The following is a 16342-nucleotide window of genomic DNA, read 5'->3' as shown; positions in this document are numbered from 1 at the left end:
CCCTTCACCAAGATTAGATGAAATGTTCAATTGGTAATGTCTGAACCTTCACTCTCAAGTTAGTCTCTCTCCAATCCGCTAAAAATTTTGATGACGTCTTATCACATAGCGTGGCGTGTGAATGCCACTTTGAATCCCCACTTATGGAACATTTTGGCTTGTGCCAACACGAATAAGAGGATTAATACTATAGGAGATCTGTAATGTCAGGACGTATACCAGGAAATTCCACGAACCCATATCAATATTCTGCTTATCCAGAGCGCCCTTCTTCACGACAAAGTAATGCGCAGTGTGGCAGTATGCAGCGACCTCCGTCGCGCTCAGGCGCATTCTCTACAAGTGAAATGTACAGTGCATTGCCAAGGTTACACACCAATTTTGTCGGTAACAGCAATGCAGCATTAACATCACCCTACAGTGCAAGAAGTCATGCAAACCCTGCTTCGTTGATGAACCATTCACGACCGCCTTCACGCAGTGGTGTTGCGTCCCGCTTTCCATCACCCTCTCCTGTGAGTTCAGGAGGTAGTGTTAACAGTGGGTGGATGAATTCCCCTTCTCGTCTTACCAATATGTATCCGCGATCTCCTGTTTCTGCATCGAGTGTGAGCAGTGACGCTAGTAGTGGCATGTATATTCCTCAGTCGGCATCTCGGACTTCTAATCTCTATAATATGCCTCCCCGCCCGCTATCACGATCTGGAAATACAGCAAGCCAGCATCTTGCGTCTGGTTCTGAACTGACTGAAGTAAGGCAATTGCCCCCCACAGAACAAGAGCGTTTTTTGAACAAACACGATCCACTTAGATCAATGCCAGGACTTAATGCCAATACTAGTCTGTACAGAGGTACAGAACGTCGATATATCAGAGATGGCCAAATTAGTGGTAACCCAGAGTCCATGGCAAGAATTGCACGTCACGACAAACTTTCTCCGAATCAGATAGGTAGGCATGTTTTTCATGCGCCGCTTGGAACAGCTGAAGCCTATTTGCCCGCATCCGCTCACGCGCATGAATTAGGGCCATCATTAAATGTGATGATAGGAGCCCACGCGCGGGATCTTGCCCTGGCGTATGGTAAAAAAAATCCTGACAATGTGGTTGTCAAAATGAAGTTAGGTGACTTTCTCCAGCGTGGCGGAAAAGTTTATCTTGATACTGGGGCTGCTGTAGGTGACGGATCTGGGACCGTACCGTTGATTGTGACGTTGCCTCGAAATCAAACAGTTCCTGTTGAGATTATAAGATAATAAGTCTAAGTTATTTTTTGTTGTTATGCTTTTAATATAAGTGGTGGAACTAATTTTAGGTGTCAAATTTAGTTTCGCCTCTTATTGCTCTGGATTTGCCCCTACATGTCCAGACGCCTTTTCTTTCTTACGGTTACGATAACGTCCTTCGTATATATATTCCCGTGGTGAGCAATATCTCAGCTCACTGTGAGGGTGATGTTCATCATAATGGGTAAACGCCACGGCCAGTTTCATCACTGCGGTCTGGCTGTCCGGTTTTGGCATGATGCTGATACAGTCCCTTTTTATCGTTTTCACGAAGATTTCTGCTATGCCATTATTTTCCGGGCTGCATACTGCTTGTCGTGCAAGGCTCAAGCCCCAGCACTAGGGCGAATGCCCATGTTTCGTGCGCCCTGTAAGCCGAACCATTATCCGTTAGCCATTCCAGCGGCCCGTTGGCAGATGCTTTCGAACCGTTTTTTCGATTGCGCTCAACATGACATCCTGCAATGTCTCTTTGTCATAGCCATCTGTCCCAGCCGCCCAGTCTGTGATCTCCCTGCCGCAGCAGTCCTGCGCGAAGGTTACACGCAGCTTTTCGCCGTTGTCGCAGCGGAACTCAAATCCATCTTAGCACCAGCGCCGGTTACTACTACGGCTGTACAAGATGACCTCGCCGTCCGGTTTTCGCTGCCAGACCGACATCATCAGTGTGTCGGGTAGCAGTTGGCGTGAGAGAGTGGGCTTCATTGACCAGCCGAACACGTTACGGGCGAGGAGATCGAAAACCACCGCAAGATACAGCCATTTCGACCAGGTGCGGATATAAGTAATATCGGTGACCCAAACCTGAATGGCCCGGACAACGGTATACTGCCGCTACACGCGATTAGGCGCACCCACGAAGAACTGCCGACGACACGACGTGGCTTTTTATAGCCGCGTACAGTTTTAATCCGCTTCAGTTACATAATGTAGCACACCTGGTATTAACAGCAGTTTTATCCGATTTCGTTCAGAACGCAATGAACCCGCCGATAACCGTATTAGTCTTCGCTCAGTGAACAGGAGTTACGGATAAGCATCAGCAGGCGCTGGTTATCTCTATCACGAGCCGGGACCAGGTTGTGTAGCCACGCACAGAATCCGGCACGGACTACATTCAGTACCTGACACATCGCCATCACACCCTATAGAGTGCGATATTTATTGATAAAAAAGTACTTCAGTCAGGATCCCTTGCAAAGTACCCCTCGGCCATTTCAGGATATTTCGTTCTTCTTCGGTAAATTTTAGCTGCCCCCGTAGTTGACAGTAGTTTCAGGATCTCGCTTTTGGCTTCCAGTAAATCCTGAGCATGCTCTTTGCTGTTATCAGGCTTGATAGTCCGGAGCCACTTTTAAAGGCTGTGCGCAGAAACACCCAGACCCCCGGATAATTCGGCAACGGAATAACCGTGTTCCGTTATCTGACGTACGGCTTCTTCCTTAAATTCAGACGTAAAGAGTGGTGTGCCCATATGCCACTAGTATGCTCAAACTATAGGACAGGATCTTCTACCGGGACGGGTCAGTCCAGTGAGCAGTGAGCAGTGAGCAGTGAGCAGTGAGCAGTGAGCAAAAAAATTACAGAGCCTATCACTTTCATAACAAATACCAAAAGTTTTAAAACCCAAAAAAGAAAATTAAATTAGTTTTTTTAACTGCCTGCTCTATTTTTTTCTTTGTTAATGTTTATATGCAAAACGTCATAGTGAAACATTACTCTCTTTAATCAAAAGTTACCCATAACGTGGAACAACTTACGACTGATTAACACTAATTATGTAAATTAAGATAAGAATATATGATGCAAGCAATGGAAATTTAATAACAGTGCGGTCATAAAAAACAGCCATGTTTGTTAGTTGACCACATACAACGAAGGATTTACAGAATTGAGAGAAATAGAAAATATTAAGATAAATAACAAATCAAAAAGCAGTTTATATTAGGTTCGCTCCTCTTATTGCTAAGCGTATTTCATGAAGAAAACAAACATTAGATACTCTTTTGTTCCAGCACCACTTTTGGTGCACTGATCCTACTTACGAATTATTTTGATTAATAACAGAAAGGACTGTCATGACTGATTTTTCTTCTTACTCATCAGATCTTGGTTTTAAACTTTGGATCTATGAAAGGTTCCCCTTAAAGAACCTACCTCTTTTTGTTGTCATCTATGTACTGTCAGCAATGGTTAGTACTTTAAATAAAGACTTACCACTGACTATGTTTATAGCCGGAAGCATTATGAGTTGCTCTTACTTTTTACTTATCAGAATTATTGATGAACATAAAGACTACGATGAGGACTGTGAACGTTATCCGAAACGCGTTCTGCAACGCGGTTTAATTACGTTAAATCAACTTAAATTAGTCGCTTTGGGTTGTATTTTAATTCAGCTATCTATCATGTTACTTTATGCATCAAGTATCACACTCATTATGAAAACATGGTCCGTACTTATCATCTGGACGTTACTGATGAGTAAGGAATTTTTTATTAAAGCATGGCTCAATAGAAATTTGTTTTTCTACGCATTGTCGCATACGCTAATCATGCCATTGATCATCATCTGGCTTACATCATTCTCATCTACGCACATCGAAATAAACCGTCCACTTTTACTACTGATGTTCTTATCATTTTTCTCCGCACTCACGTTTGAGATCACAAGAAAATGCAAGGGAGATGATGAAGACACACCATACATAAAATCTTATTCACAAAGCTTCGGTCGTCCCCTGTCAATAGCTATAATAGTGACTTTGATTCTGACAATGTATTTCGCTCAATATTTACTTTTAAAGAACATGTGTCAGTATGTTCCTGAGTGGTTTTATTTCATTAACATCACTCTTTTCATTTCCTGCCTGGGACAATTAGTGTGTTTTCTCATTACACCGGACAAGCATAATAGAAACCTGAATGAAATTTTTATTGGTGTGAACATGCTAACCGGCTACTTACTTTGCGCTTTAATAATTCAACTCTATTAACTATCGAGAGCATTGTTCATGAACGAAATATTTGATTGCACTGTGGCTTCTCTTAACACCTCGGATTTCACCCTTTTATTCGAGCATGAAAGAATTCCTGACAAAAACCAGGCAAAAGCAGGAATGACGATAAGAATTCATGGAGATGTTATCAAACTCCCACAACTCAATATAGTGGAGTCAAAGAAAACAGCAGCTGAATTGTGGATGGTAAAATTTTCATGCCCGGATTCCAGTCAACTTAGTAAATGCTATTGGGCTCTTAAATTTTTTCAAAAAACACCTGATATAAAATTAACCCCTAATAACCTACCAAGACGGCACTTATATTTATGGAATGAAGATGAAAAAGATAAACGAATTAACTTTCTGCGAAATCATACAGGGAGCCGTTTGCAAAATGTTGTAAAAACCAAATTCAGAGCAGAAGAACTGGAAAAGAATCTCGAGGGTTTCTTTGGTTCTGTTGAAATACCCGTAGGCATAGCAGGGCCTTTGCTTATCAAAGGCATGCATGCGCGAGGGACTTTTTATGCGCCAATGGCTACAACTGAAGGTGCATTAGTGGCTTCAATATCAAGAGGTGCCTATGCAATAAGCAAAAGTGGTGGCGTGACCACTCGTGTCTTAAACCAACGCATGATGCGTGTACCTCGTTTTCAATTTGACTCGGCTTTAGACTGTATATCATTTTGCGAATGGGCAAGCGCCTTCCTAACGGAATTACAAGCTATCGTACACTCGCATTCCCGCTTCGCTCAGCTCATTAACCTGGAACCTAAAATAATCGGAAACGTGGTTCACCTGGCGTTTATTTACGAAACAGGTGATGCAGCCGGTCAAAACATGACCACCACCTGCACATGGCATGCATGTCAATGGCTTCAGAAAAATCTACCTTCGCCACTAAAACTACGTCATTTTCTTATTGAGAGTAATCTTTCTAGTGATAAGAAGGCCTCAGGATTTTCATTTTTTAAAGGTAGAGGCACAGAAGTCACTGCTGAAGTAAGATTGTCTCCTCACACATGTAAAGGCATCCTGAAAGTCGCTCCCCGTCAACTTGTTGATGCATTTAACGCGTTATCTGAAGGAGCAGTCGCCGCAGGAATGCTGGGGATGAATATCAATACCGCAAACGTCATAGCGGCAATGTTTACTGCTTTCGGACAGGATATTGCATGCACTCACGAGTCATCCCTATCTCATCTAAGACTCAGACTTGAACCAAATGATATCGTTTATTGCAGCATAACGCTGCCCTCATTGGTCGTTGGTACCGTTGGTGGCGGTACAAACCTGCCCGACCAGGCAGAGTGTCTCGCGTTAATTGGTTGCTACGGTAGTGGTAACGGTTATAAACTTGCTGAGATTATCGCCAGCTTTTGCTTAGCTTTGGACTTATCAACACTGAGCGCACTGGCAAATGATGAGTTTGCTAAATCACATGAATTACTTGGACGTAAGCGCTCATTAGCTATTGTAAAGGACAAACTTGTAGCAACTTTCTTTCCCTGTTTCAACAATGCGAATTTTAAACCGGCATGGGGGGACACGTCACAGACTGTTGCAATAAGATCTATTTCATGGGAGGGCGCCCAGGATAGTATACTAACTGCACAATGCAATAATAATAAGTCTGAACTCCCCACGGGTATGTTTGCTTTTTCTGTTCAAAGAGAAGAAGGAAATGTATTTAACGTTATTTTAAAAAACAAACCATCCACATTTTCTATTGCGACACTAATGAAGGACCTTGCAACAGCGTGCTCTGAAACACTCGGACATCAAATTTATACTTTACTACCACTCCTTGAATTCAACAATGTACGTGAAAGAGAAATAGAGATCATTCAACAATCTGATCCTGCTTTTACAAAACACACTCCAATATTGTATGGCCTGTATGAAAGAGAGCCTCATCAAATCATAATTGAAGAGTTACTTGAAAATGAAATATTGTTTAATAGCGTTTCCTCGCAAAAAATCTGGTCACCAATACATCTTTACTCAGCAATTGCAGGTATAGCTGAGATACATGCCTTATGGCTTTGTAAGGAAAAGGAATTAAAAGAAAAATTCAAATACGTTATTTATCAGGATGCGACATCTGTTTCACTTACGAGTGAATTATGGAAAGATATTGCCGATTTCTCACACCAGGAACATCCTGATACTTTCACTTATGAAATGTACAAATATTGGTATTCTTTTTCTGAATCGAGCTCGCACGACTGGAGTGAAATGGAATCAATGCCAAGAACATTAATTCATAACGACTTCAGCCCACGAAATATAGCATTGAGGAAAGATAGTCTGCATTTATGCTGTTGGGATTGGGAACTTGCAACAGTTCACATACCGCAAAGAGATTTAGCTGAATTATTATGTTATACGTTATCTGAAAACGTAGACAATGAAACCCTTCAGATTTATATCGACTTTCATCGCATGCAGCTCGAATTATTTACAAAAACATCAATCGATAAAAGTCTATGGTATCGAGGTTTCTGTTTAGCACTACGTGACTTTGGTATCCGAAGATTGTCCTTTTATCTATTGCTTCATCATGTTTCACCCCAGTCTTGGTTTGTACCTGTATTGAAAACATGGACAAGACTGGTTCAGCTAACACATAACGTCATATGACTACTGGCATAAGGTTTAGTAATGAAAAATATTTATTCTTCCATCGAGGCTACACAGTTGTCGCATGCGCAAACAGGAGGCAAAGGTGATAATCTGCGTTGGCTGACACATCATGGCTATGCCGTACCATCTTGGTGGATTATCCCTTCATATGTTATGAATAATATTTTTTTAATGGACGAGATCGCTTGTGAACTTCAGGCTAAAATAAATAGCTATAAAGATGACTTCATCTCTCGTAGAAAAGAGATTGAACAAATTGCTGGCAACATCCGAGAATGTATTCTTCAATGGAAGTTTAAAAAAGATTTTACGGACGAATTGTCAATTTTATCTGCCGATAAATACTGGGCTGTAAGATCGTCTTGTACAGATGAGGATGGCAAGAAAAACTCATTTGCTGGACAAATGGATACTTTGCTTTTCCAGCAGGGTCATCAGCAATTATCAGATGCAATACTAAAGGTTATGGCTTCTGCATGGAACACCCGTGCAGTCCTCTACCGTTTGCGCATGGGTTTGCCTCTTACCTCTATCGGCATTGCTGTCATCATTCAGGAAATGATGCCAGGACAAGTTTCAGGTGTTATGTTTACGGCACATCCGAGCACAGGTTCCAGGAAAAAAATGCTCGTTTCTGCAACTTGGGGTTGTGGTGAAGGTATTGTTTCAGGACGATGCAGCACTGACGAATATTCAATATCTTTGGAGGGAACAGAGAGTACACAGATCATCAATCATAAAGATACCGCTATTTTTTTCGATCAAAATCAGGGCTATGGAACATTTGAAGTTAAAATTGACAATCGAAAAGCTTCATCTCCTGCGCTGACGAAGAGTCAACTGATTGCACTTCGTGATATAGGTGCAACAATTGCCGAACAAAAATTTTGCCCACAGGATATTGAATGGACTATTATTGATGATGATATTTATATATTACAAACACGCCCTATTACGCATCTTCCTAAAGATAACACCAGTGAACGTATTTCTTTAGTTTGTGATAATTCAAATATTCAGGAGTCGTATTGCGGAATTACGACGCCTTTGACCTTTTCATTTGCGTGTGCAGCCTATGCAAAAGTCTATGAGCAGACATTACGATTAGTTGGATGTTCCGCAAAAAAACAAAATTTAAGAAAACCAATAGTTGATAACTTGCTTGTCATGGTCAAAGGCAGGGTTTTTTATAATATTCAGAACTGGTATCGCCTTTTAATGTTATTACCCCTATTTAGAATTAACAAAGAAGACATGGAAATCATGATGGGACTCGAAAAGCCTATTGATATGATAAAGGATAAAAACTTATCATTGACAGACAGAATTAAGAGCTTTCCCTCATTAATAAGAATGTTAATAAACATTCAATACATGATTTTGACTCTTAACAAGAGGAAGGAAACTTTCATAAGACAGTATGAGTATGCTGAAAAGTACGTCAACAGAAAAACATTACATACTCACTCTCCCGATGAACTCATTAAGTTACTTCAATTTTTAGATGAACATTTACTATCACAGTGGACAGCACCAATAATCAATGACTTTTATGTCGCTCGATTCAATGGTCGTGTTATGCGTACGCTTAAAGTTATATGGCCTGAAAGCTTTAATCAAATCTACAGTGATCTTCTTTCAGAAAACAGTAGTCCTGTCAGCACAGCGCCCACCAAAATGCTGCTCGATATGAGTGAATACATTCGTTGTGTTCCTAATCTGGAGAAGATGATTACAATGGACAATGGAGATAATCTTCTTGCTCGTTTGAAATTTTCACACCCAGAATTTTACTTTAAATGTGTAGAATATATAGAACGCTATGGTGATCGAACAATAGGTGAGTTAAAGTTGGAAACTATTACATTACGTCAAGATTCAACTTTTCTATTCACAATTTTAAGAAATTACTTGAACACAGAAAAAATAGCCGATCAAAAGATGAGTAGAACAGACGCAGAATCTCATATACCTAATGAGATGTTTAAAAAAACTGGTCTTTTCAAGTCATTCATTTTTAAGAAAAATTTAAAGAAACTGCGAAAAGCTATTAATGATAGAGAGCTCTTACGTTTTATACGTACGAAAACCTTTTCACTTTACAGAGACATTTATTTACAACTTGGCCAGCAATTTTCTCTTGAAGGCGTGATAGATAATGCACGTGATATTTTTTGGTTAACCAGAGAAGAGATATATCAAAGTTTAGTAGGTACAGTCGTACAAACTACCCTGCGACCACTCATCTTTTTACGTCGACAGGAATATGAAGGCTACAAACATAGTCAAGAACCGTCTCATCATTTTCAAATCCAACAAACGGTTTTTCAACAACAGGACTGTGATTACCAAAATGCATTTTACACTGCTCGCAGCCCCGATTCAGTTTTTAAAGGAACTGGCTGTTATCCAGGTGTTGTTGAAGCTAGAGTCAGAATTATCTCTGACCCTACTGATGCATCAGAACTTGCAGGAAATATTTTGTGTACAGTACGAACCGATCCTGGTTGGGCTCCACTTTTTCCTGGCTTGAGCGGACTAATTGTTGAGCGTGGTTCAGTTCTTTCTCACTCTGCGATTATTGCACGTGAAATGGGCATACCTGCCATCGTAGGTGTACCAGCAATTACACAGTTTTTGCGTGATGGTGAAAAAATACGAATGAACGGTTCAACGGGCATTGTCACCCAGATTGTCTCTGCACAGGACATCGCCAATGACTAAGCCACTAATTCAGTATGAATGGTCAGAAGGCGAAAGTCTTGAACAGGAATTTTTAGACATTCCTCAATATGTTTATGATAATGATCCATTGTGGCCTGGTGAAGACAGCATGAATATTAAGCATCAGTTTAGTAAATCCAATCCCTGGCTTGCGACCGGGAAAGTATGGATAGGCTATATTCGTGAAGAGGCTCGCATTGCAGGTTTTTGCTCAGTTACAGAATCAGGTGAAGTTATCGCGCGCTTTGGCTTTTGGGAAACAAATAATACTTTCTTTCCCAATAAAAGACTTTTTAGTGCCCTGTCTCGTTGGGCCCACCGTCAGGGTGCAACAATGCTTATTGGTCCAATTAATTTCTCTACGCTTGGCAAATATCGTCTGAGATTGGACAATCCAAGATTCTCACCTTTTTACGGTGAACCATACAATCCATCATGGTATCAAACCATATTGACTCGGCTTGGCTTCTCCCAAATTGGACGTTATTTCTCGGTTTTTGATCAGACACTGACAGTACGCTCCTTAGCGCTTCCTTCACAAACAGAAGATTATATCGCTGAGCATAATATAACACTTAAACCTCTGAGCCCACTTTTATGGGATAAACACCAGGAAAATTTATATAAAGTCATCACTAATTCATTCAGTAAAAACTTAGGTTGGACATCATGTAAAAAAGATTTTTTTGACTGGAATTTTAATAAAACGACAATCCGTTCTTTCTGTCATGCACCCGGATCGTGTCTTGTTTTTGATTCTAGTGAACAAATTATTGGACTGCTTTTTAATCTCATTGACAATACATATCAAGCAGGGATTCTGAAAACAATTATGATCACACCTAAGTTCCGCCGTTCACTTCTTTACCCTGCTCTCTTAAAGCAGTTTATTAACTCCTGTGGACCGAATGTTCCTTATCTCGGCACAGCATTGGTAAACTTAAAAGGACCTGTTGCAGCCACTGCACTCAAAGCATGCCATAGCCCAAAAAAATGGTTTCATTATTATGGTCTTTTTAATAAGGATATTAGAAATGAATTACTGTGAAAACCTGGTCATTAATCAAAATAACACACCGCATAATCCTGCTTTTACTTACTTGAATTCAGATAAGAGAGTTGTATCATTAACATATTCTGAACTCCTTCGACTCTCTGGCCTTGCCCAGAAAAAACTTAGTAATGCTGGCTTAAAAAGAGGTGACCGAACGCTTCTTATCCTTTCAACCAGTATAACTTTTTACATTTTACTCTATGCCATGTTAGGTGCTGGGATTATACCCGTCATTATTGAACGTGGCCTAAGTTTAAAAAAAACCAGAGAGTGCCTTAGCCATGCCCGTCTGGATGCTATGTTAGTTATGCCTGATTTAGCAAAAAAATGGTTCATATTACCTGAGCTATGGAGAGTTCGCCGTTTAAGCATAGGAAAAAAACGTCTGTTTATGGGATTTTTAGACGATATTAGTGAATCAATGCTAGATAAGCATATAAGCGCTTTTGATGTTACTCCTGCTAATGACGATGACACTGCTTTAATTACTTTTACCTCAGGTTCAACAGGCCTTCCTAAAGGTGCTGTTCGCACTCATGGTTCCCTAAATGCACAAAGCGAAGCTTTGCTAAAATACTTTCCGGAAAAAAACCAGCATGACATTAGTTCTTTCCCCGTACTCGCTCTGTTTAGTCATTATGTATCCGGTTCAAGCTTTCTTTTACCCAAATCTGAACCAGATGGCACTATAAACGTAGAATTAATTATAAAACATTTTTTGCCAAAAACTCCGATTCGTTTGTCTGGCTCTCCTGCATGGATATCTCAATTAACAAATTATGCTTCTCAGCATAATTTGTATTTCCCATTTGTCAAACGCGTTATCATTGGCGGAGCGCCTGTGACACAAGTCCTAATTGAAGGGTGTTTAAAACACTTCCCTCGCGCAGAATGCGGTATTAATTATGGCTCGACTGAGGCCGAACCCATTAGCTACATCGACATGAATACATTGCTTAAGGAGTGGAGTGAACATCCTGGTTACCTGGCAGGCGAACCAGTTGAAGGGCTTAAGGTGTATATACGTCCTCATCCAGACTTATTTGATGTTCTTGGCCACAGCGATCATGGTGAAATTCTGGTATGCGGTCCTCAAGTACTAAAACATTATTTTGAAAATCCGGAAGCAGAAAGACTTCATAAAATAACTGATTCAGATGGACGGTTTTGGCATTCTACTGGTGACACGGGGTTTCTCGATAATAAAGGACGCATATGGCTCACGGGTAGAGTTAACGATATTATTCAGACAACGAGTGGTAAAGTAATCGCTCCCTACATATTAGAAAAAAAATTAAATGCGTCTCCTCATATACGAATCTGTGCCGTCATTCAAAGTAATGATAATCATATTGGTGTCGTTTTACAAAAACACGATTGCATTCAGTATGCATATGCAATTCTTAAAGATCTCGTCCCTAACGAGAATATTGATTTTTTCATAGTTAAGAAATTACCTGTCGACTCTCGTCATCATAGTCGAATTGATCACAAGCGTATTCGCATTATGTTACGCAATAAAAAAATCAAACCTTTTTATAGAGAAACGCTGAAATGAAAATTAGACTTATCATCTCGCTTACACTTGCTGACGGTATAACTTTATGTGGTTTAGTTTTAGCACTTTTAGCAAGCTATGCTGCTTTGCATAATTTTTACTGGTTAACACTCTGTTTGTTGTATTTATCCATGCTTGCGGATGCACTTGATGGTAAAGTCGCACGTTATTACGCTAATGAACGTCCTTTCGGACGATATCTTGATGGTTTTGCAGATCTTATTATTTACTTAATTACACCGTCGCTATTTTTGTACCAGAACAACTATAATGGTGGATGGTTACTATTCATCATATTAATGATAGTATGTGGTTGCTTACGCCTGTCTTTGTTTAACTCAACAGGTAATATTGAATACAATAAGAGGATTGCATACAAAGGAATGCCCGTTTTCTGGAGTATTTTTATAATCAGCGGTTGGAAATTAACAAGCTATATACTCCCCGATTTTATTAACGCAATTATTCTTAGTATAATTCTAACAGGGTTTAGTCTTGCTATGCTAATTGATCGCCCTTTTTTTAAATTTTCCTCTCTTAAAATTATTATAACGTTATGTCTTATTGGATCATTTTTTTTCGGTGCTCTACATTTTGGATAACTAATGACTGAATCTTCTTTCTCAATTTTGCTGCTTATTGTTCCTGTAATTATAGCAGGATGCTTGCATATGGTTATTGTTACTTATAACCTTTATTCGTTTCTAGCAGTACCTATAGATGAAAAGTTGTTAGGTAGAAACAAAACGTTGAGAGGATTCATCGTTGTCCCTCTATTGAGTACACTCGTGGCCCCTGTCATTTTAAATTTACTTGAAGAACCTCTCCACACATCTTTACTTCTTGGATTTTCAACCGGATGGGGTTATATGTTGGGTGAAATTCCAAATTCTTTTTTCAAAAGAAAAATTGGTGTCCCTGCCGGTGTGACACCAACGCGATATAGACTATTATTCATTTTTTTCGATCAGGCAGATTCCGCCTTGGGTGTACTGGCAGGCTGTTCTCTCGTGATCAATTTGAATTTTCTGCAAGTAATTATTATTTTCATTTCTTTTATCATCAGTGCTATTTTAGTTAAAAATTTTTTATATGCTTTATCTTTGAAGAAGACGCGATTTTGAGACTCATCAAATTGTATTGAATTATAAATTATAGATTTATCCATTTAGTTTATTCTTTTGAATGTATTTTCTCACAGTTTGCACTATTTGAAAAATTTCACTTGGAACTCATTTTGCTAAAACCGCATATATTAATATATTTCATGTGAACCAACTCCTTTTTTTTTACACAAAAAGAGAGTGTTATTTAAAGGAGATCAAGATGTTTCATCCTTACCTAAATCATAAAAAAAATTTAGAATGCATTGAATCTCAATTACATTCTAAAGGTAAAGAAAAAGAGAAATCAGAGGATAAACCTCCTCATATATTTTCTGCATCACCCTCTTGTCATGACATTAACTCGTTGTGCGATCAGTGGCATCTAACTGGAAAGTTAACTCATAAAAAATTAGAAAACATTGCAAAAAAATTCACCTTCAGCATCCGAAATAAAATCGCCGCTAAAGTACAAGAAAATATGCTTTCATCAGGTACAGATTGGAAAACACATACTGGAATAAAATGTGTCAAGTCTATTTCTGGCAATAACCTGCGTAATTTATATAAAAAAATCGGGAAGCTTAGTCACTATGAAATAGTATTCTTAAAAAGATTTTTCGGAACTAACTTTTTACTCACTCACACAACTAATCAAAATATTTTAGATGAAAGTGGTCATGCAAAATTGTTTTCACGCCAAAAATTACTTAATAAAGGCATAGCGTTTCCTTTGGCAAACACTCAAGAAGCTGACCTTAAACAGTTGGCAACAGATGATCATGTTTTTTTTTCAATTGAAGAGTCGGGACAGAAAGGTAAAGTACACAGTCGCTTTGGCCGTTATAAGTTTTCGTTTCCACTGGAAAACGTTTCTTCATCTAAAAATGCACTAATGCATCTTTTTGATCCTATAACAAAGGCATTTCCATATCCACCTAAATGGTTAAAAGGTTTCGAGTGTCTTGATGAAAATGATCAAAACACTGTAATGAAGCATCTAAATGAACATGTGAATGGCTTGAATACGCTTAATTCTTTTTTTCACGGGGATCATATTTTACCGGGCCTCGCTTTTTCAATCATAGAAAGGTGCCGCTACCTTCCTGAGAAAATGAATAAAGATATATTAGAAAAGTCCGATCTTAACTCAGTGATAAATGGTCTCTTCAGACCACAAATATTATTCCCTAAACAATTTATTGCTAAACCTGTGGATATACATGATAGTAATTACAGTTCTACTAATACATTAGCTGATGAAATGTCACAAAACTTTTCGAGTGATGTTAATATTTCTTCTTCTAATATCAACTCAAGTAAATTTGAGGAAAATACGGTTTCCCCAACTCAAATCGATTATAATTTAAATACAGAGAACATCACAAACTTACCTAATCCCATTACATCAATAAATGGGTTATATGGCACACATTTCAATTTATTACCATTCATAGACCACTTGCATAATACGGCACATGTTCAACAGGATACAGTTAATAATAACGTTTATCAATTTACTTCTTCTCTCGATAGCACCTCGATTAATAATGCCTCAGCGAGTACTTCTTTATCTGAATTCGAAAATATTTTGTCTAAAATGTCATCCGCCGAATTTTCGCTTTTCCTCGATGATATGTTGAAAAACATTAGTAATGATGAAATCGTTAAGTTCTCCGAACTGTTGCATAATCCTGATGAAACATCGACTTTCTATTCTAAGCATGATATGAATCTGTCCTCAACGCCTTATGATGATAAAGCATTCAGTCAGCCTTATAGCGCCTTACATGATCAAATAGAAAGTATTGCTAACATGACACCCGAAGCTTTCGAAACAATGCTTAATTCTGGTTTGAGCTCAATCGACAGTGATCTTTTAAAAATGATAAAATCACATAATGGCAGTGACGTAAATTTTGATAATCTTTCGTCGAATACATCAGGAAAAATGATGCTGATTGACAAATCGGAATATCCTTTATCATCCTCAACATCAATAACAAACTCGAATATAATCCAACAAGCAAACAATGATATCGGCACATTCTCTTCATATACATCAGGTATATTGCAGCACGGAGGTTATTCAAGTGCTGAAGAGCACTCTGATCCTACAAAATTTCATAGCATACCAGATGGGGTAAGTTTCGACTCTTTAACACTTGAAGAGTTAATTAATACTCCTGTAGATCAACTTTTAAACTATATTACACCTAAACTCAATCACTCCCTTCCTCTTCAGAGTGAACCTTTTTTTTCGAGCCTTTCTCCTTACGGTTCTTTGCCAGATGAGTTACAAAGTGCGGATTTTTGGTTGAGCCTCGGAGATTAATAATTAACAGGATAGAATATGAATGAACAAATGATGCTGTCAGTACTTAAGCCTTTTTTTGAGGCGCTGAACATATCGATAACAACTATCACTCCTGCCTTGAACTATGAACTAGAAACAGACGGTTTTTTCTTTTACTTGACACTGTCCAATAACGGAGATGCTATGCTGGCATCTCGTTTAAAAAATAAAAAAAAATATTTACGAGAAGATGTGTTGATTTATTTCTTGCAAAAAAATACTTTCGAAAATACGCATCCCGTTATTACTTATAGTTTAAATGTAGAAATGGATGTTATCTTATGGACCAAGTTTTCTCTTATGAAACTATCAGACGACGAGTTATCCCTCCTTGCTAATCGATTTACCTCAGCTATCTTCGACACCGCCAGTCGGTTGGACTAAAAGTGCTTTGAATAACTGATAATAATTGCCTTTCCTCTGTGCAGTACTGTTTGAAAACGCAGGTGCCAGAGAGAACATCATCATACGTCCTTTTTTTAACTGATTTAATGTGATTTAAAAATGTTTTATAGTGCCACAATATAAAATCAATTTTTCGACAGAACGAATAAGATTTCCTTTGCGTATGTTTTACCAAATTTGTTTACAACAACTAACCACATAAGTTATA

Annotated in this window: 10 protein-coding genes and 1 pseudogene; 10 read left to right on the top strand and 1 reads right to left on the bottom strand. The window is 38.7% G+C overall.

Going from position 1 to position 16342, the window contains the following annotated elements; genetic code table 11:
* The first annotated feature begins 203 nt into the window (after positions 1-203).
* Positions 204-1256, top strand: a complete 1053-nt coding sequence (locus AAIE03_RS05085; protein WP_498562841.1) for an AvrPphF family type III effector — start codon at positions 204-206, stop codon at positions 1254-1256.
* Positions 1257-1337: 81 nt separating this feature from the next.
* Here AAIE03_RS05085 and AAIE03_RS05080 read toward each other — a convergent pair.
* Positions 1338-2760: pseudogene (locus AAIE03_RS05080) on the bottom strand (IS3 family transposase).
* A gap of 604 nt (positions 2761-3364) precedes the next feature.
* Between AAIE03_RS05080 and AAIE03_RS05075 the strand changes: the two are divergent.
* From AAIE03_RS05075 to AAIE03_RS05035, 9 genes are all read left to right on the top strand, one after another.
* Complete coding sequence (locus AAIE03_RS05075) at positions 3365-4282, top strand: UbiA family prenyltransferase (protein ID WP_042677595.1); 918 nt, start codon at positions 3365-3367, stop codon at positions 4280-4282.
* 18 nt (positions 4283-4300) lie between these two features.
* Positions 4301-6931 (top strand): hydroxymethylglutaryl-CoA reductase, encoded by a 2631-nt coding sequence (locus tag AAIE03_RS05070; RefSeq protein ID WP_498562840.1) that lies wholly within the window; start codon positions 4301-4303, stop codon positions 6929-6931.
* Positions 6932-6952: 21 nt separating this feature from the next.
* Entirely contained in the window at positions 6953-9658 is a 2706-nt protein-coding gene (locus AAIE03_RS05065; protein WP_498562839.1) for a phosphoenolpyruvate synthase, read from the top strand.
* Positions 9651-10706, top strand: coding sequence for a hypothetical protein (locus tag AAIE03_RS05060; protein ID WP_105076829.1), 1056 nt, complete (start codon positions 9651-9653; stop codon positions 10704-10706). The genes AAIE03_RS05065 and AAIE03_RS05060 overlap by 8 nt, the downstream gene beginning before the upstream one ends.
* On the top strand, positions 10693-12270 hold the full coding sequence (locus AAIE03_RS05055; protein WP_498562838.1) for an AMP-binding protein: 1578 nt from the start codon (positions 10693-10695) through the stop codon (positions 12268-12270). The genes AAIE03_RS05060 and AAIE03_RS05055 overlap by 14 nt, the downstream gene beginning before the upstream one ends.
* Positions 12267-12872: a CDP-alcohol phosphatidyltransferase family protein gene (locus AAIE03_RS05050; RefSeq protein WP_112900175.1), complete on the top strand. Its 606-nt coding sequence runs from the start codon at positions 12267-12269 to the stop codon at positions 12870-12872. Before AAIE03_RS05055 ends, AAIE03_RS05050 begins: the two co-directional genes overlap by 4 nt.
* A 3-nt stretch (positions 12873-12875) precedes the next feature.
* The gene (locus tag AAIE03_RS05045) at positions 12876-13394 is read left to right on the top strand and encodes a cytidylyltransferase family protein (protein ID WP_498562837.1); all 519 of its coding nucleotides are present in this window, start codon (positions 12876-12878) and stop codon (positions 13392-13394) included.
* Between the two features lie 202 nt (positions 13395-13596).
* Positions 13597-15708, top strand: a complete 2112-nt coding sequence (locus tag AAIE03_RS05040; protein WP_498562836.1) for a hypothetical protein — start codon at positions 13597-13599, stop codon at positions 15706-15708.
* A gap of 18 nt (positions 15709-15726) precedes the next feature.
* Positions 15727-16113 carry a type III secretion system chaperone family protein gene (locus AAIE03_RS05035; RefSeq protein WP_042676492.1) on the top strand — a complete coding sequence of 129 codons (387 nt, stop codon included), beginning with the start codon at positions 15727-15729 and terminating at the stop codon, positions 16111-16113.
* The last annotated feature ends 229 nt before the right edge of the window (positions 16114-16342 follow it).

The sequence above is a fragment of the Pantoea sp. Ae19-2 genome (assembly GCF_059801205.1).
The sequence above is the reverse complement of the archived record's forward strand: the minus strand, read 5'-3'. Positions and strand labels throughout refer to the sequence as shown.

Bases quoted from the DNA above. Each gene is read 5' to 3' on its own strand.
- AAIE03_RS05085 (WP_498562841.1), top strand. From the start codon at position 204: ATGTCAGGACGTATACCAGGAAATTCCACGAACCCATATCAATATTCT.
- AAIE03_RS05075 (WP_042677595.1), top strand. From the start codon at position 3,365: ATGACTGATTTTTCTTCTTACTCATCAGATCTTGGTTTTAAACTTTGG.
- AAIE03_RS05070 (WP_498562840.1), top strand. From the start codon at position 4,301: ATGAACGAAATATTTGATTGCACTGTGGCTTCTCTTAACACCTCGGAT.
- AAIE03_RS05065 (WP_498562839.1), top strand. From the start codon at position 6,953: ATGAAAAATATTTATTCTTCCATCGAGGCTACACAGTTGTCGCATGCG.
- AAIE03_RS05060 (WP_105076829.1), top strand. From the start codon at position 9,651: ATGACTAAGCCACTAATTCAGTATGAATGGTCAGAAGGCGAAAGTCTT.
- AAIE03_RS05055 (WP_498562838.1), top strand. From the start codon at position 10,693: ATGAATTACTGTGAAAACCTGGTCATTAATCAAAATAACACACCGCAT.
- AAIE03_RS05050 (WP_112900175.1), top strand. From the start codon at position 12,267: ATGAAAATTAGACTTATCATCTCGCTTACACTTGCTGACGGTATAACT.
- AAIE03_RS05045 (WP_498562837.1), top strand. From the start codon at position 12,876: ATGACTGAATCTTCTTTCTCAATTTTGCTGCTTATTGTTCCTGTAATT.
- AAIE03_RS05040 (WP_498562836.1), top strand. From the start codon at position 13,597: ATGTTTCATCCTTACCTAAATCATAAAAAAAATTTAGAATGCATTGAA.
- AAIE03_RS05035 (WP_042676492.1), top strand. From the start codon at position 15,727: ATGAATGAACAAATGATGCTGTCAGTACTTAAGCCTTTTTTTGAGGCG.